20 protein-coding genes are annotated in these 21661 nt (G+C 70.2%); 9 read left to right on the forward strand and 11 right to left on the reverse strand.

What is annotated here, in order from left to right:
• Positions 1-2: 2 nt before the first annotated feature.
• A complete protein-coding gene (locus ACLQ28_RS00980) occupies positions 3-257 on the forward strand; it encodes a hypothetical protein (RefSeq protein ID WP_425684742.1) in 255 nt (84 codons plus the stop codon).
• Between the two features lie 31 nt (positions 258-288).
• Here the strand turns inward: ACLQ28_RS00980 and ACLQ28_RS00985 are convergent, their stop codons facing one another.
• From ACLQ28_RS00985 to ACLQ28_RS01020, 8 genes are all read right to left on the reverse strand, one after another.
• The gene (locus tag ACLQ28_RS00985) at positions 289-1029 is read right to left on the reverse strand and encodes a DUF4142 domain-containing protein (protein ID WP_425684285.1); all 741 of its coding nucleotides are present in this window, start codon (positions 1027-1029) and stop codon (positions 289-291) included.
• 148 nt (positions 1030-1177) lie between these two features.
• Complete coding sequence (locus tag ACLQ28_RS00990; RefSeq protein ID WP_425684286.1) at positions 1178-1477, reverse strand: DUF1707 SHOCT-like domain-containing protein; 300 nt, start codon at positions 1475-1477, stop codon at positions 1178-1180.
• A gap of 19 nt (positions 1478-1496) precedes the next feature.
• Complete coding sequence (locus ACLQ28_RS00995) at positions 1497-2678, reverse strand: ROK family protein (RefSeq protein ID WP_425684287.1); 1182 nt, start codon at positions 2676-2678, stop codon at positions 1497-1499.
• A gap of 20 nt (positions 2679-2698) precedes the next feature.
• Positions 2699-3961, reverse strand: a complete 1263-nt coding sequence (locus ACLQ28_RS01000; RefSeq protein WP_425684288.1) for a sugar ABC transporter permease — start codon at positions 3959-3961, stop codon at positions 2699-2701.
• Entirely contained in the window at positions 3958-4776 is an 819-nt protein-coding gene (locus ACLQ28_RS01005; protein ID WP_357112382.1) for an ATP-binding cassette domain-containing protein, read from the reverse strand. Before ACLQ28_RS01005 ends, ACLQ28_RS01000 begins: the two co-directional genes overlap by 4 nt.
• Positions 4777-4887: 111 nt before the next feature.
• The gene (locus ACLQ28_RS01010) at positions 4888-5982 is read right to left on the reverse strand and encodes a sugar ABC transporter substrate-binding protein (RefSeq protein WP_425684289.1); all 1095 of its coding nucleotides are present in this window, start codon (positions 5980-5982) and stop codon (positions 4888-4890) included.
• Positions 5983-6162: 180 nt separating this feature from the next.
• Positions 6163-6642: a Cys-tRNA(Pro) deacylase gene (gene ybaK / locus ACLQ28_RS01015; RefSeq protein WP_425684290.1), complete on the reverse strand. Its 480-nt coding sequence runs from the start codon at positions 6640-6642 to the stop codon at positions 6163-6165.
• Positions 6643-6652: 10 nt separating this feature from the next.
• The gene (locus ACLQ28_RS01020; RefSeq protein WP_425684291.1) at positions 6653-7849 is read right to left on the reverse strand and encodes a THUMP-like domain-containing protein; all 1197 of its coding nucleotides are present in this window, start codon (positions 7847-7849) and stop codon (positions 6653-6655) included.
• A 259-nt stretch (positions 7850-8108) separates the two neighbouring features.
• On the opposite strand from ACLQ28_RS01020, the gene groES reads away from it, so the two are divergent.
• From groES to ACLQ28_RS01035, 3 genes are all read left to right on the forward strand, one after another.
• Positions 8109-8423: a co-chaperone GroES gene (groES, locus tag ACLQ28_RS01025; RefSeq protein WP_030330046.1), complete on the forward strand. Its 315-nt coding sequence runs from the start codon at positions 8109-8111 to the stop codon at positions 8421-8423.
• A gap of 70 nt (positions 8424-8493) precedes the next feature.
• Positions 8494-10134: a chaperonin GroEL gene (gene groL / locus ACLQ28_RS01030; protein WP_425684292.1), complete on the forward strand. Its 1641-nt coding sequence runs from the start codon at positions 8494-8496 to the stop codon at positions 10132-10134.
• Between the two features lie 126 nt (positions 10135-10260).
• On the forward strand, positions 10261-11985 hold the full coding sequence (locus tag ACLQ28_RS01035) for a molybdopterin-dependent oxidoreductase (RefSeq protein ID WP_425684293.1): 1725 nt from the start codon (positions 10261-10263) through the stop codon (positions 11983-11985).
• A 333-nt stretch (positions 11986-12318) separates the two neighbouring features.
• Here ACLQ28_RS01035 and ACLQ28_RS01040 read toward each other — a convergent pair whose 3' ends face one another.
• Both ACLQ28_RS01040 and ACLQ28_RS01045 read right to left on the reverse strand, forming a co-directional pair.
• Complete coding sequence (locus ACLQ28_RS01040; protein WP_425684294.1) at positions 12319-12903, reverse strand: hypothetical protein; 585 nt, start codon at positions 12901-12903, stop codon at positions 12319-12321.
• A 793-nt stretch (positions 12904-13696) separates the two neighbouring features.
• The gene (locus ACLQ28_RS01045; RefSeq protein WP_184178586.1) at positions 13697-14080 is read right to left on the reverse strand and encodes a WhiB family transcriptional regulator; all 384 of its coding nucleotides are present in this window, start codon (positions 14078-14080) and stop codon (positions 13697-13699) included.
• 253 nt (positions 14081-14333) lie between these two features.
• On the opposite strand from ACLQ28_RS01045, the gene ACLQ28_RS01050 reads away from it, so the two are divergent.
• Complete coding sequence (locus tag ACLQ28_RS01050; RefSeq protein WP_425684295.1) at positions 14334-15152, forward strand: response regulator transcription factor; 819 nt, start codon at positions 14334-14336, stop codon at positions 15150-15152.
• A 22-nt stretch (positions 15153-15174) separates the two neighbouring features.
• Here ACLQ28_RS01050 and ACLQ28_RS01055 read toward each other — a convergent pair whose 3' ends face one another.
• Positions 15175-15594: a DUF5319 domain-containing protein gene (locus ACLQ28_RS01055; RefSeq protein ID WP_425684296.1), complete on the reverse strand. Its 420-nt coding sequence runs from the start codon at positions 15592-15594 to the stop codon at positions 15175-15177.
• Positions 15595-15778: 184 nt separating this feature from the next.
• Between ACLQ28_RS01055 and guaB the strand changes: the two genes are divergently transcribed.
• From guaB to ACLQ28_RS01075, 4 genes are all read left to right on the forward strand, one after another.
• On the forward strand, positions 15779-17341 hold the full coding sequence (guaB, locus tag ACLQ28_RS01060) for an IMP dehydrogenase (RefSeq protein WP_425684297.1): 1563 nt from the start codon (positions 15779-15781) through the stop codon (positions 17339-17341).
• Between the two features lie 30 nt (positions 17342-17371).
• Positions 17372-18490 carry a GuaB3 family IMP dehydrogenase-related protein gene (locus ACLQ28_RS01065; protein ID WP_425684298.1) on the forward strand — a complete coding sequence of 373 codons (1119 nt, stop codon included), beginning with the start codon at positions 17372-17374 and terminating at the stop codon, positions 18488-18490.
• A gap of 176 nt (positions 18491-18666) precedes the next feature.
• Positions 18667-20091: a M1 family metallopeptidase gene (locus ACLQ28_RS01070; RefSeq protein ID WP_425684299.1), complete on the forward strand. Its 1425-nt coding sequence runs from the start codon at positions 18667-18669 to the stop codon at positions 20089-20091.
• 110 nt (positions 20092-20201) lie between these two features.
• Positions 20202-21659 carry a M1 family metallopeptidase gene (locus ACLQ28_RS01075; protein ID WP_425684300.1) on the forward strand — a complete coding sequence of 486 codons (1458 nt, stop codon included), beginning with the start codon at positions 20202-20204 and terminating at the stop codon, positions 21657-21659.
• Positions 21660-21661 lie beyond the last annotated feature (2 nt).

Below are 21661 nucleotides of genomic sequence, written 5' to 3' on the forward strand. Positions count from 1 at the left end.
ACATGATCGTGCGGATGTGGGAGGCGCGCGCCGAGGCGTACGGCGTCGCCGATCTGATCACCTGGGTCTGCGACACCGCTTTGCCCGAGCTGGAGCACGACCCGCTGTACGTCTCCAGCGAGGTCTTCTCCTCCACCGACCACCGGGTCGTGGTCATCTCCAAGTGGCGCAGCAACCCGCGACCACTGCCGGATCCGCCCGCCCTGCTGGTGGCCCGCACCCCGCACTCCTGGGACTTCACCCAGGTCGACCGGTGACGCGAGCCACCAACCAATCCACCGCGGACGGTCAGCTGCGGCGCAACATCCGATAGGTGGCGATTCCGCCGGTGCCCAGCGCGGCGAGGAAGACCAGCCAGACGACGGTGCTGCTGACCCCGACCTGCGGGCCGGTGTTCGCCGCAGCGGCGGCAAGCAGCCCGTCGTCACCGGGAGCGGGCAGCGCCGCGGGCGGCAGCTCCGGCCAGCGAACCAGCCCGGTGCTCTCCAGCATCTGCATGTGATGCATCACGAAGCCGTTCGCATCGTCGCAGAGCTTACGGACGGTGGCGTCCCGGGTGCTGGCCCGGACCGCGCCGATCACCGGGAAGATCTTGCCGTGGGCGACCCGGAGCCGGGTGACGAAGATCTGGTCGAACCGGGCGCCGGAGGCCTTCTGCATCTCCGCCAGCCAGCCCTTCTGCTCGGCCGTCGGCTCGCTGGGGATGTTCGCGCCCAGATTGTTGGCCGCATCGACGACGAGCTGGTCGAGCTTCTGGTGCTCGCCGGCAATGCCGGCACCGATCTCCCGGACCTTGGCCGACTGCCCCTTCTCGGCGGCCATCTGGCCGGCCGGCATCTCCCACAGCCCGGCCAGCCGCACCCCGTTGAGCAGCGTCATGTCGGCGGCGTTGAGCTGTTGGCCGCCAGCGGGCGCGGCAATGGCGACGCCGGGCAGGACAGCGATCCCCGCGATGATCGCGATGAGCAGCAGCGCCGCTCGCTGGGTCCGGATGCCCAGTCGGCGACGGGCGGATCTGAGCGGTGCCATGTCTGTGGTGCCTCCTCGGTCCGGACCGAAACGCGTCTGGACCGGGCAGCCATAACCTGCCGGCTGCCCGTCCGCCCACTGGTACGGACTGATCGCGCGATCAGTTCATCGGAGGGCGAGGCGGATCAGCGGGAATGGGTCAGGCGGATCAGCGGGTGACAGCGAGGAAGCCGCCGAGCAGCAGCAGGGTGAGTGCGGCGGCGGCGAAAAGCATCAGCAACTCCCGACGCCCGTGCCCGACGGGATCGTCACCGTCTTTGGCCGGGGCGGGCAGGGCCGGCAGGTCGCGGGTCAGCGCGGCCAGGTCACCGAGGGTGCGCGCCGTCCACACCGCACCGGCGCGATCGGAGAACTCGTCCAGGGTCAGCCGGCCCGCCGCAGTGTGCCGGTGCAGCTCGGCGACCACCCGGTTACGGTCGTCGTCGGAAGCGCGCAGCTCGACATCCACGCCGGACAACGTACGCGGATCAGCCCACGTCAAGGGGGTCAGCGAGGAGTCGTTCGAAGGCCAACTCGGCGGCCCCGATCAGAGGGGCGTCCTCGCCCAGCTTCGGCGTACGAAGCCGGACGTGCTCCAGGCAGGCACCGAGCGCGTTGGAGTTGAGTCGGCTGCGCATCTGGGCCGCTGCCGCAAGGTAGAGGTCGCGCATTGTCCCGCCGAAGATGACCATCTCCGGGTTGAAGACGTTCACCAGGTTGGCCACCCCGAAGCCGAGCCAGTCACCGGCCTGGCGGACGGCCGTCTGGGCGCGGGCGTCACCCCGGTCGGCAGCGTCGAAGACGGCCAGCAGCGCGGCACGTCCTCGAGCGTCGGAGCGTCCGGCAGCGCGCAGTAGACCGTGCTCGCCGATCTCGGTCTCCCAGCAGCCCCGGGAGCCGCACTCACAGGGCCTGCCGTCGAGGACCACCTTCATGTGGCCGACCTCGCCGCCGTACCCACCGTGCCCGGTCAGCCGGCGCCCGCCAGCGATGATGCCGGCACCTACGCCGACGTCGCCGTACAGGTAGAGGACGTTGTCGCAGCCGGCCGCCACACCCCGTGCGTGTTCGGCGAACGCTGCCACGTCTGCCACGTTGCCCACGGTGACCGGCACATCGATGCCCAGTTCGGCACCGAGTGCCGCGCCGATCGGTTCGTCCACCCAGCCGGTGGTCGGGCCGAGCCGCACCAGGCCGTCGGGGCGCCGGACCATGCCGCAGACGGCGACGCCGGCACCGACGCAGATCGCGTCGGCCGGCACCGTCTGCTGCATGTCCTTGACTGCGCCGGCCAGCAGCGGCGCGGCCTCCGCGGCCAGCAGGTTACGCGGTCGGTCCAGATCCCGGCGGTCCAGGACCGCGCCACCCAACCCGATCCGGGCCGCGCGCAGCCGGTCCACCTCCACTGAGTACGCGTACGCGTAGACCCGGGCCGACTCGGGCCGGACGACCAGTGACGGTCGGCCGGCCCGGCCGGTCTCCTTCGGTGCGCCCTCGCTCACCAGTCCCACAGCGGACAGGTCGGCGGTGAGCGCCCCGATGGTGCTGCGGTTGAGGCCCAGCGTGGTGGTCAGTTCGGCGCGTGTGGTCGCTCCGTGGACGTGCACGTGCCGCAGCAGGGCCCCGAGGTTCTGCCGTCGGACGTCATCCTGGCTCGGTCCTGGGCGCATCGCGGTGCTACCTCCCGCGGTCAGCGGGTGCCGGTGGCTGCCGCACGGCGGCGGGAGAGCGCGTCGACGCTGGCGGCGAGGAGCAGCACAACGCCGGTCACCACGTACTTGACTCCCGCGCTGTAACCCATCAGGCCCATTCCGTTTTCGATGACCGCGACCACCGCGCCGCCGAGGACGGCGTCGAGGACGCGGCCCTTTCCGCCGAAGAGGCTGGTGCCTCCGATCACCGCTGCGCCGACCGCGTAGAGGAGTACGTTACTGCCCCCGGTGTTCGGGTCGACGGAGTTGGCCCGGCTGGCCGCCACGATGCCACCGATGGCGGCCATGGATGAGCAGATCACAAAGACGGAGATCCGGATCCGGTCGACGCCGATACCGGCCCGGCGGGCCGCTTCCCGGTTGCCGCCCACGGCGTAGATGTGCCGGCCGTAGCTGGTGCGTTGGAGCACGAAGGTCCAGATGACCAGCAGCACCGCGATGATCGGCACCACGATCGGCACACCCTTGAGCGAGACGATGAGGACGTTGCGGCTGCGCTCCAGGTTGAGGACGTACACCGCCGTGCCGAGGATGACGGCGAGCCCGCCGATCCGCAGCGCCACCACCGCGATCGGGTCGGTGATCAGACCACGGGCCGCCCGGTTGCGGTGCCGCAGCAGTTGCACCGCGCCATATCCGACAACCGCGAGGGCGGCCAGCGCCCAGCCCAGGGTGGGGGCGAGGTTGCGGTTGGCGATGGCGACAAGCGTTTCGTCGCGTACGGAGATGTTGGTGCCGTCCTTCACGAGCATCAGCACGACGCCCTGGAAGGCGAGGAAGCCGGCGAGAGTGACCACGAAGGACGGAATTCCGATCTTCGCGACCAGCAACCCGAGCGTGGTGCCGATGACCACGCCGGTGGCGACCGCGGCGAGCACGGCGACCCACCAGGGGTAGCCGAGCACGGTGACCACGTTGGCCAGCACCGCCGCGCAGACGCCGCTGGCGAAGCCGGCGGAGAGGTCGATCTCGCCGAGCAGCAGTACGAAGACCAGGCCCATCGCGATCAGCGTGACCGCCGCGCCCTGGGTGAAGAGGTTGGCGAAGTTGCCGGCCGACAGGAACGACGACGGTCGCATGATCGCGAAGACGGTGCAGAGCACGATCAGGCCGAGCACGGCTGGTAACGCGCCGACGTCCCCACCGCGTACCCGACTCAGGTAGTTGCGGACGTGGCCTCCGACGGTCGGCGGCGGTGTGACGGCCGCCGGGCCGTCCTTCCGCACGGCGGTGGTGGTCATCGGGCGCCTCCTGAGATCGAGTCGGCCGGCTGCGGGCCGTCGCCGTTGCTGCCCGGGTCGGTGGCGAGGCCGAGCCCGCCCGAACGCCCGGCGGTGATCAGCTCGACCACCTGGGCATGCGTGATGTCGGTGGTCTTCACCTGGGCGACCATCTGGCCGAGGTACAGCGCGGCGATCCGGTCGGAGACGGCGAAGACGTCGTTCATGTTGTGCGAGATGAGCACCACGGCCAGGCCGTTGTCGGCGAGGCGGCGGACCAGTTCGAGCACCTGGGCGGTCTGTGCCACGCCGAGCGCCGCGGTCGGCTCGTCCAGGATGACCAGCTTGCTGTTCCACAGCACCGCCTTGGCGATGGCCACGGTCTGGCGCTGGCCGCCGGAGAGGCTGGACACGTGTTGACGCAGTGAGGTGACGGTGCGGATGGAGAGCCCTGCCAGGGTTTCGGCGGCGAGCTGTTCCATGGTCGGCTCGTCCAGGACGATGCCGCTGCGCCGCTCGCGGCCGAGGAACATGTTCTGCACGATGTCCAGGTTGTCGCAGAGCGCGAGGTCCTGGTAGACGACCTCGATGCCGAGCGTGGCGGCGTCGCGGGGGCTGCCGATGTGCACCGGTTCACCGTTGAACAGGAACTCTCCGGCGTCGGTGGGGTGGATGCCGCTGATGCACTTCACCAGGGTCGACTTGCCGGCGCCATTGTCGCCGACCAGAGCTGTCACCTCGCCCGGGTGAACGGTCAGGGCGACGTCGCGGAGCACCTGGACGGGGCCGAAGCTCTTGTCGATCCCGCGGAGTTCCAGCAGGGGGGTCGCGGACACGGGGGTCTCCTTAAGGGAGGGTCGGGGCCCGTCCGGCCGGCGCCGCCCGGCACGGGAGGGTGCTCCCGTGCCGGGCGGCGATGGTCGTCCCGGCGGGTACTGCGGCGTCGGTCAGCTGATGCCGGCTTCGCCGCAGAGCTTGGCGTACGTCCCGGTGCAGAGCTGCTCCTTGGTCACGTAGCCGTCGGCGACGACGTCCTTGACGTTGTCCTTGTAGATCGCCTTCGGGGTGAGCAGCACCGAGGGGACGTCGCGGCCACCCTCCGGGTCCTTCACCGTCTGACCGGTCTCCTTCTTCTCGCCCTTGGCTAGCGCGATGGCCAGGTCCGCGGCGGCCTTGGCCTCTTCCCGGACGGCCTTGTAGACGGTCATGCACTGGTCACCGGCGAGGATGTTCTGCAGGCCCTCCACGCTGGCGTCCTGCCCGGTCACCGGCACCTTGCCGTTGATCTTGTTCTTCTTCAGGATCGAGATGGCGGCGTTGCCGAGAGTGTCGTTGGCGGCCAGCACGCCGTCGATCTTGCCCTTGGTCGCGGTGAGCTGCTGCTCGAAGATGGTCGCGGCGGTGGGGCCGTCCCAGCCCGGCACGGCGTCGTCCGGACCCTTGGTGTATTCCTTGGCGTCGAACTTCGGCTTGAGCACCGAGTCGTAGCCGGCCTTGAACAGGGTGGCGTTGTTGTCGGTGGGGGAGCCGTTCAGGTACGCCACGACCGGGTTCTTGGCGTTCTTCTCGGTCAGGCACTTCGCCAGACCCTCGCCCTGGAGCTTGCCGACGGTCTCGTTGTCGAAGCTGACGTAGTACTGGGCGGAGCCGCCGAGGGTGAGCCGGTCGTAGTCGATGGTGGCGACGCCCTGCGACTTGGCCTTGTCGAGCACGGCCTTGCCGGTGCCGGAGTCCAGGTTGACGATCATGAGGGCGGTGACGCCGCCGGTGATCATCTGGTCGGCGATGGTCTGGAAGGCGGCCTTGTCGTTCTGGGCGTTCTGAATGTCGGACTGGACGCCGGCGGTCTTGAACGCCTCCTCCAGGAAGCGACGGTCCGCGGTCTCCCAGCGGGGGGAGGACTTACTGTCCGGAAGAATCACGCCGATCTTGGGAGTCTTTTTGGAGTCGGCCGAGCCGGTGCCGGAGTCGTCGCTGCAGGCGGTCAAGCCGCCGGTCGTGAGCAGGCCCACGGCGGCGATGGTGAGGATCCCCTTACGCATGTGCAGGGTCCTTTCGGGGGTGGGGGAGGTGTTGTTTTTGTTGTGTCCGGCAACGTATTGCGCGTCACACCGCCTCCACAAGACCGCGCAGGCACCGAGTTTGTTGGCAGCGATAACAATTCAGCAACGCGACTGTTACTCCGTGGGTATCCCACGGGTCCGTCCACGTAACGACTGTCGTCAGCGGGCCTGAAGCGGTGCGGTACGGGCGTCCGTCAACGCCACTAGATCCGCCGCGGCCAGTTCAAGTTGCAGACCGCGTCGACCGGCCGAGACATAGATCGTCGGGAAGTCCGACGCGGAGTCGTCCAGCACCGTGGGCAACCTTTTCCGCTGCCCGAGCGGGCTGATCCCCCCGCGTACGTAGCCGGTGGCCCGCTCGGCGACCGCCCGGTCGGCAAGCGCCGCCCGCTTGCCGCCGACCGCCGCCGCGAGCGCCTTCAGATCCAACTCGCCGGTGACCGGGACGACCGCCACGGTGAGCGCGTCGTCGACCTCGGTCACCAGTGACTTGAACACGCGCTCCGGCGCCACGCCGAGCGCCACCGCCACCAACGCGCCATAGTTCGGGGCGTCTGGTGCCACCCGGTACGGATGGGTGCGATGCGCGATCCCGCGCTTGACCACCAGTGCCGTCGCCGGCGTGCCCTGTCCCGCCACATTGGCGACGCTAGTCGACCGGCCGGCCGATCAAAACGGTCGGTGCGCCGGCGACCCGGGTGAGCACCAGACTCGCCGCCGCATCGCCGGCCAGCCGCAGGTCCCGCCGGAGCTGCTCCGGGGTGAGCGCCGAACCCCGCTTCAGGATCTCCACCCGGCCCACCCGACGCTCCCGCAGCAGGGCCCGCAGGCGCTTGAGCGAGAACGGCAGCACGTCAGTGATCTCCAGACAGCGCGCGTACGGGGTGCGGGTCGGGCGGTCGGCGTAGAGGTAGGCGATGCTCGGGTCGCCGAGGGTGGCGTCCAGTTCGACGGCCAGCTCGGCGACGAGGTGCGCGCGCACCACCGCCGGGTCCGGGTCGAACAGGTATCGGCGGGGTGGCCCGACCGGCGCCTCGTCGGCACCCGAGCCGGTCAGCTGGTGGCGGTGGGCCTCGGCACCCCGCTCGCGGTAGAGGGTGGCACGGCGGGGCACCTCCGCCAGTTCGCCGCACCAGAGCGCGGCCTCGACCAGGTCGCCGTCCACGCCGACCCACTCCGCCTCCGCGCCGGCCGGAATGAGCGCGTGGTCCAGGCCCGGCGCCACCTTCACCACGGTGCGCGGCACCCGCTCGGCAAGCCCGGTGACGAAATCCCACGGTGGCGAGTAGGCGCGTGGGTCGAAGATCCGCCGTCCGGTACCGGTGGTGCGGCGGGCCGGGTCGCAGAAGACACCGTCGACACGGGAGACGTCGAACGCGGTGGCATCACCGCACTCGACCGTGAACAGGTCGGCCAGCCCGGCCGCCGTCGCGTTCGCGGCGGCCATCGCCGCGGTCACCGGGTCGGCCTCCACCCCGTACACCCGGATGCCGGCGCGGGCGGCGGCCAGTGCGTCCGCGCCGAGGCCGCAGCCGAGGTCGGCCAGGGTGCGGACGCCGGCCGCGTGCAGCCGGGCGGCCCGACGGTCGGCGACCACCCGGCGGGTGGCCTGCTCCAGGCCTGGGCGGGTGAGGAACATCCCAGCGGCAGCCGGGCCGAACTTGCCGACCGCCCGTTGGCGCAGCTCGGCCTGGGTGAGCGCCGCCGCGGCCAGCGTCGGTGGCACCCCGGCCGCGCGCAGCGCCGACGCCGCGGCCAGCGGATCACCGCCGGCCAGCTCGGCCGCCGCCGTGAGCGCGGCCGACCCCTCAGGGGTACGCAGCGCCGCCAGCTGATCGAGATCCACCCGGTCATTGTCCGGGTCGACCCGGAAATACAGGCTGGCGGGGCGCGACTCGCTGGCACTCTCCTTGACGGAGTGCTAGCCACGGAATAACCTGCGATTAGCACTCTCACCCTGAGGGTGCCAGCTTCCGGGTCTCGCGACCCGGGCGCGCACGCCAGGCGGACCGGCACCCGCGACGACGGCCCCGCCCGGTGGCATGAGGCAGATTGACGCTGGTCGGCCCCGCCGGCCAGCAACGAAACCAGTACCCCAGGAGGGTATGCCCGTGACTACCGCGACCAAGGTTGCGATCAAGCCGCTCGAGGACCGCATCGTGGTCCAGGCGAACGAGGCTGAGACCACCACGGCGTCGGGCATCGTGATCCCCGACACCGCCAAGGAGAAGCCGCAGGAGGGCACTGTCCTCGCTGTGGGCCCGGGGCGCGTCGACGACAACGGCAACCGGGTTCCGGTTGACGTTCAGGTCGGCGACACCGTTCTCTACTCGAAGTACGGCGGCACCGAGGTCAAGTACGCCGGCGAGGAGTACCTGGTGCTCTCCGCCCGCGACGTCCTCGCGGTCATCGAGAAGTAAGCAACCGATCAATGCCATTGCCCCGGTCCGGCTCGCCGGGCCGGGGCAATGGCATTTCGAAGGGACATTCATGGCGAAGATCCTGAGCTTCTCGGATGACGCCCGACACCTGCTGGAGCACGGTGTCAACGCCCTCGCGGACGCGGTCAAGGTCACCCTCGGCCCGCGCGGGCGCAACGTCGTCCTGGACAAGAAATTCGGTGCGCCGACGATCACCAACGATGGTGTGACCATCGCCAAGGAGATCGAGCTCACCAACCCGTACGAGAACCTTGGCGCGCAGCTGGTCAAGGAGGTGGCGACCAAGACCAACGACGTCGCCGGCGACGGGACCACCACCGCGACCGTGCTGGCCCAGGCGATGGTTCGCGAAGGTCTGCGCAACGTGACCGCCGGGACCAACCCGGCCGGCCTCAAGCGGGGCATCGACGCGGCGGCCACCAAGGTCTCCGAGGCGCTGCTCGGCCGTGCCGCGGAGGTCACCAGCAAGGAGTCGATCGCGAACGTGGCGACGATCTCCGCGCAGGACACCACGATCGGCGATCTGATCGCCGAGGCGATGGAGCGGGTCGGCCGCGACGGTGTCATCACCGTCGAGGAGGGCTCCATGCTCACCACCGAACTGGACGTGACCGAGGGTCTCCAGTTCGACAAGGGCTTCATCTCGCCGAACTTCGTCACCGACCTGGAGGGTCAGGAGTCCGTCCTTGAGGACGCGTACATCCTGGTCACCACCCAGAAGATCTCGGCGATCGAGGAGCTGCTGCCGCTGCTGGAGAAGGTCCTGCAGAACAGCAAGCCCCTGCTGATCATCGCCGAGGACGTGGACGGCCAGGCGCTCTCCACCCTGGTGGTCAACTCGCTGCGCAAGACCCTCAAGGTCTGCGCGGTCAAGGCCCCGGGCTTCGGTGACCGGCGCAAGGCGATGCTCCAGGACATCGCGATCTCCACGGGCGCCGAGCTGGTCGCCCCGGAGCTGGGCTACAAGCTCGACCAGGTCGGCCTTGAGGTGCTCGGCACCGCTCGGCGCGTCGTGGTCGACAAGGAGAACACCACGATCGTCGACGGCGGCGGCCAGAAGGCCGACGTTGCCGACCGGGTGTCCCAGATCCGCAAGGAGATCGAGGCCTCCGACTCCGACTGGGACCGGGAGAAGCTGGCCGAGCGGCTGGCGAAGCTCTCCGGTGGCATCGCCGTGATCAAGGCTGGTGCGGCGACCGAGGTCGAGATGAAGGAGCGCAAGCACCGCATCGAGGACGCCATCGCGGCGACCAAGGCTGCGGTCGAGGAGGGCACCGTGCCCGGCGGCGGCGCCGCCCTGGTGCAGATCCTGTCGGTCCTCGACGACGACCTGGGCTTCACCGGTGACGAGAAGGTCGGCGTCTCGGTCGTGCGCAAGTCGCTCGTCGAGCCGCTGCGCTGGATCGCGCAGAACGCCGGTCACGACGGCTACGTCGTGACGCAGAAGGTCGCCGACCTGAAGTGGGGCCACGGCCTCGACGCTGCCAAGGGCGAGTACGTCGACCTGGTCAAGGCCGGCATCATCGACCCGGTGAAGGTGACCCGTAATGCGGTCACCAACGCCGCCTCGATCGCCGGGCTGCTGCTCACCACGGAGAGCCTCGTGGTGGAGAAGCCGGAGCAGGCCGAGCCGGCCGCCGCCGGTGGGCACGGCCACGGCCACGGCCACCAGCACGGCCCGGGCTTCTGACCCGGTAGCGACACCCGTCCCGGGGCACACCGTCATACGACGGTGTGCCCCGGTTCGTCTTCGCCGGTCATTACCGGACGCTGACGTTGTTGGCGAGCGGGCGAGAAGATCGCGCACACTGGGCCGATGAGCACCACGTCGCGGCGCTACGCCGCGCTGGCCGGAGTGACCGCCGCCGCCGTCGCGATCGGGATCGCCGAACCGGTGGCAGTGTTGACCGGCCCTCGGTCAGCGCCCCTGGTCGCGGTCGGCGGGGTGGTCGTCGACGCCGTCCCCGAGTCGCTGAAGCAGTTCGCCATCGACATCTTCGGCACCGCCGACAAGATCGCACTGCTGGTCATCACGGGCCTGTTGCTCGGAGCATTCGCCGCGCTGTTCGGTGTGCTGGCGGTCCGCCGGCTGGCACTCGGGCAGGCCGGCATAGCCGCGTTCGGTGCCATCGGCGTGGCCGCCGCGCTGACCCGCCCCGGTGCGGACGCCGCCGACGCGCTGCCGTCGCTGGTCGGCGCTGGTCTTGGTGCTCTGGTGCTCTGGCTGTTCATCGCCGGTCCGTTCGAGTTGGACCCCTGGCCCTGGACGTCACCCGCACCCACCGCGCCGGCCAACCCGTCGGCTCGGGAGGGCCTGCCGGTGCCGGTGACTCCCGCCGCGCCGGTGCCGGTGACCCCGGCCGAGCCGCCGACGGCGGGCCCGCCGACCCCCGAGGACCTGCCGGTGCCGGTGACCCCGGCTGAGCCGGCGGCAGCGGCCACGACCGCGCTGGGCAGGCCGGAGGGAGTCGACCCGGAATCGCGGCGGCGGTTCCTCACCAGCAGTGGGGTGCTCCTCGGCACGGCCGTAGTCGCCGGTCTCGGTGGGCGCTGGCTGGCCGGTCGACGCGGGGTGTCCGCCGCCCGGGACGCGATCCGACTGCCCGCGCCCGTCGCCCCCGCACCGGCCGTGCCGGCTGGCGCGGACCTCTCGCTGGCACAGGTGGCGCCCTACGTCACCCCGAACTTCGGGTTCTACCGGATCGACACCGCGCTGGTGGTGCCGCAGGTGGACCCCGACACCTGGCGGCTGCGGATCCACGGGCGGGTCGGCACCGAGCGCACCTACAGCTACGCGGACCTGCTGGCCCGACCGCTCGTCGAGCGCTACGTCACGCTGGCCTGCGTCTCCAACGAGGTGGGAGGGGATCTGATCGGCAACGCCCGCTGGCTCGGCGTACCCCTCAAGGAATTGCTGGACGAGGTCGACCCGGACGCGGACGCCGACCAGGTCGTCGGCCGGTCGGTCGACGGCTGGACCTGCGGCACCCCCACCGCCGCGCTGCGCGACGGGCGGGACGCGCTGCTGGCCGTCGGCATGAACGGCGAGCCACTGCCGGTCGAGCACGGCTTCCCGGTCCGGATGGTGGTGCCCGGCCTCTACGGTTACGTGTCAGCCTGCAAATGGGTGACCGAGCTTGAGCTGACCCGGTTCGCCGACTTCGACGCGTACTGGGTGCCGCGCGGCTGGTCCCCCCAGGGGCCGATCAAGACCCAGTCGCGGATCGACACGCCCCGGGGGCGCAACAAACTGACCACCGGGCCGGTGACCGTCGCTGGCGTCGCCTGGGCGCAGCACCGGGGCATCAGCCGAGTTGAGGTACGCGTCGACGGCGGAGAGTGGCAGCAGGCGGAGTTGGCCCCGACCGTGTCGGTGGACACCTGGGTGCAGTGGTCCTGGCGCTGGGACGCCACGCCGGGCGAGCACCGGCTCCAAGTCCGGGCGACAGACGCGACCGGCGAGGCCCAGACCGAGCGTAAGCAGGGCGTGGTCCCGGACGGCGCGACCGGCTGGCACACGGTCACCGTCACCGTCCGCTGACCGCCCGGTCGGATGCCGCCGGGGTCTTAACCCGCCGTGGGAGCAGCGCCGGGCCCCTGTGCACGTGTGGCTCCAAAACCGTGCCCCACACGCGCGCCGCACGTCTGCCCTCGTCGATCAAGCAGTTGTGGTGGGGGATAAAGCTGTCCCACGCATCCTCGACCGGGCACCACAACTCCACGATTGGCGTTGGCGTTGGCGTTGGCGTTGGCGTTGGCGTTGGCGTTGGCGTTGGCGTTGGCGTGGGTGTGGGTATGCCGGTGGCCGGCACCCCGGGTTTGGGGTGCCGGCCAGCGGTTGTCTTGCCGTTCGGGTGGTGCGGTGGTTTGGTGGTCAGCTGTTCCAGTACTGGCCGACGAGGTCGGCGGCCTGCTGTTCCCACTGGGCGTAGGCGTCGGGGTAGGCCGAGACCTGTACGGTCTGCGCGGCCTGGGTCAGGGGCATGTCCTGCCACCCGTCGACCTGCTTCAGACCCTTCAGGAACGCGGTGGTCGAGTACTCAGGGTTGGTGATCTGCTCCGGCGTACCCCAACCGCTGGAGGGGCGCTGCTGGAACAGGCCCAGCGAGTCGTGGTCGTTCATGTCGCCGAGGTGGCCCAGGTTGTTCAGCTTCGACTCCTGCAGGCTCGTGGCGATGGAGATGACCGCGGCGCGCTCGGGCAGGCCGGCCTTCTTCGTGGCGGCGATGATCGCCTTGGCGTTACCGATCTGCTCGTCGTTGAGGGTGATGTGGGACTGGTCGCCCTGGGTGCCGTGCGGGATCAGCTTGGTCGTGTCGGGCTTGTCGGCCTGCACGGCGACTGCGACGGGCTTGGCGTCGACCGGGTTGGCGTGCGCGGCGATCGGACCGGCGAAGACACCACCGGCGAACGCGAGACCAGCAACGGACAGCACACTCTTACGCATGATCGTGTTCATGGGGGTAGCTCCTTCGGGGGTAGGAAACACCCGCACCGACGGGGGTCGGTTCAGGGTGTGAGCACCTCGTCCGGCGCTGCACATACACAAAGGGGAAAGTCTGCGGGGATCGGCGGCCTACAAGCGCGGGGGCTCGTGGCGCCTGGAGCGGCGGCCTGCAAGCGGGGCTTGTGGCGCCGGGTCTGTGTGTAACGACCGGGGGGCCGGGGTCATTCCGGGTCGCGGCTACGGGCGCCGGGTCCAGATGTAATGACCGGGGACCGGAGTCATTCCGGGGGGTGGCCCATCCATCGGCACCCTCGTGAAGGCGGTAGCCGGGTGGTCGTTCGTGGGGACTACAACGACCGGGCGGGGGCCGGCATTCCAACCCCGGGTCGCGGGGTGGCCGGGCCGTGGTGCTGCGATCGTCAGGGTACGTAACGACCCCGGCCCCGCCATGATTCCGAGCCACAGGTGCGACCGGTCACAGACCAGAGCACCCTAAACTCGACAAGTCGCCCACACGTACACCAGGGTCTGGCCGGGCCCGACAGTCATAGGCCGGACAAATCACCCAAGTGTGGCGGGACGTGACCTCGCCTCGGCCGCCCCGGGCGGTGATCCACTCCATATCGCCGACATTGGGGCATCCGAGGCGCGGGTTACCCCAATGTCGGCGATGTCGTGTCGATCATGTTCCGGACGGGACGGGCCGGGGCGGGGCGGCAAGGGACCGGGCCGTGCCGTCGGTCTGTACTCGGCAAACGCGTGACCGCGCCCCGGTGACGGGGCGCGGTCACGGTTGGTAGGGACGTCAGGCGACGTTGCGTTGGGCCGGAACGGTCGACTTGTGGGGTCGGCCCAGTCGGGCCTCCAGCCGTGCGACGTCGACCCGGGCGTGCCGGCGGTCGGCCAGGTCTTCCCAGCCGACGGCGAGCAGCCGCAGCCGCTCCGCCTCGCTGAAACCGCCCCACACGCCGTACGGCTCGCGGACCGACAGCGCGTGCGCGGCGCACTCGGCTCGGACCGGGCAGGCGCGGCAGACGGACTTGGCGGCGGACTCGCGGCGTAGTCGGGATGAGCCTCGCTCGCCGTCGGGGTGGAAGAACTGGGCGCTGTCCCGCCCTCGACAGGCACCGAGTCGCTGCCAGTCCCAGAGATCGACGATGGGTCCGGGCAGTCTACGTACGTTCGACATCAGCACCCCTCCTCCCGCGCGGCTCCGCGAGAATCCTTATGGCCGGCATCCGGGCGGCGGGCCGCGCAGGCGCACCGTTCCCGGCCTGGACCTCCCGGTACCCGGGCTGTCGTCAACTCACACTTCTGTGATCGAAAACGTCCGAGAAATTGCGGCTTCTGCCCTATTTGTCGGAAAAGTTCGAAGGATTGCCGGGAACCCCCTCCCCAGCCGACCCGGTCATGGTCTGCTCGTTGGCGGAGAGGAGACCACAGTGCGTACCGTTCTTGTGTGCGTTCGGACACCACTCGCGGCCCAGCACCTAAACTCTGCTGCCGCGCGGCTGGGGTTGTCCGCAATCGTTCGTACCGCCGTCTCCGATCCTGAGGTGATGCTGCGGCTGGCTGAGCGACCGGCAGACGTGGTGCTGGCCGATACGGCCCTCACTCGGCCGGACAGCGCTGGCTTCGTCCGTCGGGTGCTGGCTCGCGCGCCGCAGGCTGCGGTGCTGCTGCTCGGCACCGAAGAGTCCGAGGCGGCGGCGGCCACCATCAGCGCTGGCGCCCGAGGTCTCATTCAGAATGTCGACCAGGACCTGACCAGTGCGGTTGCCAAGGCTCTGCTGCTGCTCACGGCACCCGGCCGAGCCTCCCGGCAGAGGATCACCGATCCGGCCCGGGACGCCGCGGCGGTGGGCGGTTCCGGTCGTTCGGGGCCGTCGCCGCGTGGCTCTGGTGAGCCCGGCTGGGCGGCGACGCCCGGCGAGGGGCAGGCGGGGGTGCCGTCGGTGCCGGTGCAGCGGGGTGACGACGAGGCCGAGTCTGCGACCGGCGAGTCGGCGGCCGAGCAGACGGACCCGGCCCGGCCCGCCCCGAACGCCCGGTCCACCCGCGCGTCGATCGGGCTGACCGAACGCGAGCTTCAGGTGTTGCTGGGCATGGCCGAGGGCAAGAGCAACGCGGAGATCGGCCGGGAGTTGTTCGTCTCGGAGGACACCGTCAAGACGCACGCCCGCCGGTTGTTCCGCAAGCTCGGTGCCCGGGATCGGGCGCATGCGGTGGCGGCCGGCTTCCGGGCTGGCCTGGTCGCCTGAGGCGCGCCGTCGCGCGCCACCGTCACCCGGTGACGGTCGGGGTGCCCGGCTCGTCCTCGGTGCCCTCGGTCAGGGTGTCGTGCACCCCGTCGGCGTAGCCGCGGGCGTAGTCCCAGGTCACGTAGTGGTCCGGGTCGGGGTCGTACGCGGGCTCGTGCACCCGGGGGCGACCCGAGTTGAGAAGGTGCCGCAGGTTGCCCCGGAGCAGGTCCCAGTCGAAGTAGTGCGGCTCCCGGCAGTCCTCGCATTCGATCACCAGCCCGCGGACCCCGATCGGGGCCAGCAGAGCCTGGTAGATCTCCAGGTCGGCGAGGTCTTCCAGTACATCCTGCCGCTCGACGTCGGTCAGCGGATCCGGCGTCGCGTCATCGCCCGGGTCCTCCAGACCCGCTGTCGGATCGGCCGGGTCACCATTGAACGGGTCGATGGGCTCGTCGTGCACCCCCTCACCGTAGACCCAACGCGGCGGGGACGCCCGCCCCCCGGCTTGCGCCGGGCCGGCCCACCACGGACGAGTCGCCCAGCTCACTGGGTACGATAAGGAGACGTGCCGGCACCGTGGCGCGCTCCGGTGCCCGCCCGCGCCACCTCGCTGAAGCCCATCCGAGCAGCTCAGGGGAGCAATCGTGGAAAATTCGCCCAGCGTCGACTTTGCGGCCGGCGTCGAGTACGCCGACCTGGGCGGCCACCTGCCCGAGATGCCGACCGGCTCTGCCCGAGTGGTTCCGCTCGGTCTCACCTTCGATGACGTGCTGTTGCAGCCGGGCGAGTCGGATGTGGCGCCCAGCGAAGTGGATACCCGCACTCGGCTGACCCGGGAGATCGAGATCGCCATCCCGCTGGTCTCCAGCGCGATGGACACGGTGACCGAGGCGCGGATGGCGATCGCGATGGCCCGCAACGGCGGCATCGGTGTCCTGCACCGCAACCTTTCGATGGAGGACCAGGCCCAGCAGGTCGACCTGGTGAAGCGCTCGGAGTCGGGCATGATCACCAACCCGGTGACCTGCTCGCCCGAGGACACGGTGCGCGACGTCGACCGGCTCTGCGCGAAGTTCCGAATTTCCGGGCTGCCGGTGACCGACGCCAGCGGTGCCCTGGTGGGCATCATCACCAACCGCGACATGCGGTTCGTCTCCGACCCGGCCACCGCGGTCCACGAGGTCATGACGAAGCTCCCGCTGATCACCGCGCCGGTCGGGGTCAGTAAGGCCGACGCGCTCGACCTGCTGCGCAAGCACAAGGTCGAGAAGTTGCCGCTCGTCGACGAGGGCGGCCGACTGCGCGGTCTGATCACGGTGAAGGACTTCACCAAGAGCGAGCAGTTCCCGCTGGCGACGAAGGACTCCTCGGGCCGGCTGCGGGTCGCCGCCGCGATCGGCTTCGGCGAGGAGTCGTACAAGCGGGCTCGGACCCTGGTCGACGCCGGGGTGGACGTGATCGTGGTGGACGTGGCGCACGGCCACAGTCGGGCGATCGTCGAAATGATCCAGCGCCTGAAGCGGGAGACCGACGTCCAGGTGATCGGGGGCAACTCGGCCACGTACGCCGGGGCTCGCGCGCTGGCCGAGGCTGGCGCGGACGCCGTCAAGGTCGGAGTCGGCCCGGGGTCGATCTGCACGACCCGAGTCGTCGCCGGGGTCGGCGTACCGCAGATCACCGCGATCATGGAGGCGGCTCGGGCCTGCCGGCCGTTGGGTGTGCCGGTGATCGGCGATGGCGGGATGCAGTATTCCGGCGACATCGCCAAGGCGCTCGTCGCCGGCGCCGACTCGGTGATGCTGGGCAGCCTGCTCGCGGGTTGCGAGGAGAGCCCGGGTGAGCTGATCTTCATCAACGGTAAGCAGTACAAGTCCTACCGGGGGATGGGCTCCCTCGGCGCCATGCAGAGCCGGGGTGTGCAGAAGTCCTACTCCAAGGACCGCTACTTCCAGGACGACGTGATCTCCGACGAGAAGCTGATCCCGGAGGGGATCGAGGGGCAGGTCCCCTACCGTGGCCCGCTCGCCACCGTCGCCCACCAGCTAGTCGGCGGGCTGCGGCAGGGCATGTTCTACAGTGGCGCCCCGACCATCCCTGAGCTGCACCGGCGTGGCCAGCTGATCCGGATCACCGCGGCCGGGCTGAAGGAGAGTCACCCGCACGACGTCCAGATGACCGTCGAGGCGCCCAACTACCACTCCCGCTGACCCACCACCCCCAACCACCTGGAGTCCCCCATGCGTGACGTGGTCGAGATCGGGCTGGGCAAGACCGCGCAGCGCGGCTACCACCTGGACGACATCGCCATCGTGCCGAGCCGCCGCACGCGGGACGTCGACGACGTCTCGACCTCCTGGCAGCTCGACGCGTACCCGTTCGGCATCCCGTGCGTCGGCCACCCCTCCGACGCCACCATGAGCCCGTCGTCGGCGGTGCGGCTCGGTCAGCTCGGCGGTCTCGGCGTGCTCAACGTCGAAGGGCTCTGGACCCGCTACGAGAACCCGACCAAGGTGCTGGAGGAGCTGGCCGGCCTCGACGAGGACGCCCGCGCCACCAAGCGGCTCCAAGAGGTGTACGCGGAGCCGATCCGCCCGGACCTGATCGCCGAGCGGGTCCGCGAACTGCGTGCCGGTGGTGGCACGGTGGCGGTGCGGGTCTCTCCGCAGCACACCCTGGCGCTGGCTCCGGTGATCCTGGACGCCGGGGTGGACATCCTGGTCATCCAGGGCACCATCGTCTCGGCCGAGCACGTGTCGACCACCGACGAGCCGTTGAACCTCAAGGAGTTCATCGCCGACCTCGACCTTCCGGTGATCGTCGGCGGCTGCACGGACTACAAGACCGCTCTGCACCTGATGCGTACCGGCGCGGCCGGTGTGATCGTGGGCATCGGTGGCGACGAGTGGTCGACCACCGAGTCGGTGCTGGGCATCCGGGTGCCGATGGCCTCCGCGATCGCCGACGCCGCAGCGGCCCGCCGCGACTATCTCGACGAGACCGGCGGCCGGTACGTGCACCTGATCGCCGACGGTGACATCCAGACCTCTGGCGACATCGCCAAGGCGCTCGGCTGCGGTGCGGACGCGGTGATGCTCGGTGAGCCGCTGTCGCTCTGCGACGAGGCTCCCGCCGGTGGTGCCTGGTGGCACTCCGCGGCGAGCCACCCGTCGCTGCCCCGGGGCGCTTTCGAGGTTGCCGGTGAGCCGTTGGGCGCGATGGAGCAGTTGCTCTTCGGCCCGGCGGACGAGGCCGACGGCCAGCTCAACCTGTTCGGGGGGCTGCGTCGGGCGATGGCCAAGTGCGGGTACCGCGACCTGAAGGAGTTCCAGAAGGTCGGCCTGGTCCTCGACCGCTGACTCTTCCCGTCACACGCCGGAAGGCCGGCCCCGCGTAGGTGCGGGGTCGGCCTTCGTCGCGTTGAGCAGGGAAGCACTTCTCCGACGAAAGTAACCCACGATCGTCCATACAGGTCGCGTGGCCGACGGCGCTGACTACGCTCGTCCTGACCGGGGAAGCCGCGGGAGGAGTGTGCATGGTCCGCACCGCAGGGACGCCGGCCGGCAGTCGGCTGGCCGCCACCGCCACCGCGCTGACCTGCGTCTTCGGGTTGGTCGCGGCGGGTTGTACGGGCGACGACAGTGCCGGTTTCCGGCCCGGCGCGGCCGACGCCGGCGACCCGTACGTGCCGGGGAGTGGCAACGGTGGTTACGACGTCACGCACTATGGCCTGGACGTCCGCTACGACCCGTCGACCGACCGGCTGACCGGGCGAGCCGTCATCACCGCCACGGCCACCCAGGATCTGTCCCGTTTCAATCTGGACCTGGCCGGCCTGGACGTCGGCGCTGTCACCGTGGGTGACGCGCGGGCCGACCACCGTCGGGGCGACGGCGAGTTGGTGGTGACCCCGCGCGACGGGCTTCCGCGCGGCCGGCAGTTCACCGTGACTGTCGACTACGCGGGCGTGCCCACCCCCGTCGTCGATGGGGAGTTGGGCAGCGGCGGCTTTCTGCACACCGCCGACGGCGCGGTCGCGCTCGGCCAACCCGACTCGGCCGCCACCTGGTTCCCGGTCAACGACCACCCGTCGGACAAGGCCAGCTACGACGTGGCGGTGACCGTCCCTGACGGCCTGGCCGCGTTGAGCAACGGAGTGCCCGGGCCGAAGAGCAGCGCCGACGGCTGGACCACCTGGCGCTGGTCGGAGCACGCCCCGATGGCCAGCTACCTGAGCACGCTGGTGATCGGTGACTATCGGGTGGTGGTTGGCACTCACGCCGGCCTGCCGATGGTGACCGCGGTGGCGGCGAGCCTGCCGCCGGCTGGGGGCGCGGCCACCTCACTGGCCCGCACCGGTGCGATCGCCGACTTTCTGGCCAGCCGCTTCGGCCCGTACCCGTTCGACTCGTACGGCGGGATCGTGATCGCCGACGACCGGATCGGGTACGCGCTGGAAACCCAGTCACGCCCGGTCTACGGGCCCGCCTTCTTCACCGACGATCGGCCCAACCTCAGCGTCGTCGCGCACGAGCTTGCCCACCAGTGGTTCGGCGACAGTGTGTCGGTGGGCAGGTGGGGCGACATCTGGCTCAACGAGGGCTTCGCCAGCTATGCCGAGTGGCTGTGGGAGGAGCACGACGGCGGCCGGACCGTCCAGCGCAACTTCGAGCTCCAGTACGCGGCGACCGACTGGACACAGCCGTCGGTCGAGCCGGGCCGGGAGCGGATGTTCGGTGCGGCCGTCTACAAGCGGGGGGCGCTCGCCGTGCACGCGTTGCGTCGGACCGTCGGTGACGAGATGTTCTTCCGCATCCTGCGAACCTGGACCACCGAGCGTGCGGCGGGTAACGCGACCACCGCAGACCTCGTGGCGTTGGCCGAGCGGGTGGCGGGCCGGCAGCTGCGTCCGCTCTTCGACGCCTGGTTGGTGGGTGGGTCGGCGCCCACACTGCCCTGACGGTGCCGTGCTGGTCGGTCGATATGCTGCCGCCTACGAACGGTGGGGAAACGCCCGTTCGCGCGGAGCGGCGCGGGCCGTCACCGCCACCGTACGCGGGAGGGTGTGGGATGCGGTTGACGCGGCACGGACTGCGGATGGGCGCGGCTCTGCTGGTGACCGGGGCACTCGCACTGTCCGGTTGCGACTCGGCGGGCACGGAGGCGGAGCCGTCATCGAGCGTGTCCCCCACGCCGTCGCGGACGTTCACGGCGGGCGCGGCGGGTGTCGGGGACGCCTACTTCCCGAGCTACGGCAACGGCGGCTACGACGTGGCCCGCTACACGGTCAAGGTGCGCTACGACCCGGCGAAGGACCGGCTGACGGGTACGACCACCGTGCAGGCCACCGCGACGGCCGACCTGTCGACGTTCAACCTCGACCTGGCTGGCCTGACCGTCACCGCGGTCACGGTGGACGGCGCACCGGCAACTCACCGGCGGGAGAAGAACGAGCTGGTGATCAAGCCAGCCTCCGGCCTGATCAACGGCAACGGTTTCGTCGCCGAGATCGCCTACGAGGGAGTGCCCAAGCCGCTGAAGAACGAGACGCTCGGTGACGGTGGGTTCCTGCACACCTCCGACGGTGCCATCGCGCTGGGTCAGCCCGAGTCGGCCAGCACCTGGTTCCCGGTCAACGACCACCCGTCCGACAAAGCAGCCTACGACTTCGAGGTCACCGTTCCGGACGGCCTGACCGCGGTCAGCAACGGCGTTCCCGGCGGTAAGGCCAGCACGGACGGTTGGACCACCTGGAAGTGGTCGGAGAAGTCGCCGATGGCCAGCTACCTGAGCACGCTCGTGATCGGCAAGTTCCGGATCACCACTGGCGAGCACAAGGGCCGCCCGGTGTTCAGCGCGGTCACCACAAATGTGTCCAAGGGCGCCGCGGACACGTCGATCGCCCAGACCGTGAAGGTGGCCGACTACCTGGAGAGCGTGTTCGGGCCGTACCCGTTCGACGCGTACGGCGGTGTGGTGGTGTCGGACAGTCGAATCTCCTACGCCCTGGAGACGCAGAGCCGCCCGGTCTACGCCGCCAGCTTCTTCCGACAGGGCGAGAACACCGAGGTGGTCGCCCACGAGTTGGCGCACCAGTGGTTCGGTGACAGCGTCACGCTGGCCAAGTGGGAGGACATCTGGCTCAACGAGGGCTTCGCGACGTACGCGGAGTGGCTTTGGGCCGAGCACACCGAGGAGTACACCGCCAAGCAGGCGTTCGACATCCGGTACGCCGAGGTGCCCGCCCAGGTGTGGAGGACTCCGCCGGGCAAGCCGGGGGTGAAGGAGCTGTTCAGCGAGTCGGTCTACCAGCGTGGCGGGATGACCCTGCAAGCCCTGCGGGTGGCCGTCGGCGACAAGGCGTTCTTCGAGATCGTCAAGACCTGGGCGGCGGAGAAGCGCAACGGCACCGTCACCACGGCCGAGTTCGTGGCCCTCGCTGAGCGCATCTCCGGCAAGCAGCTCGACGCGCTCTTCGATGCCTGGCTCTACGGCACCGAGAAGCCTGCCCTGCCCAAGCGGCTCTGACC

The organism is Micromonospora sp. DT201 (assembly GCF_049841575.1).
Lineage (GTDB): Bacteria > Actinomycetota > Actinomycetes > Mycobacteriales > Micromonosporaceae > Micromonospora.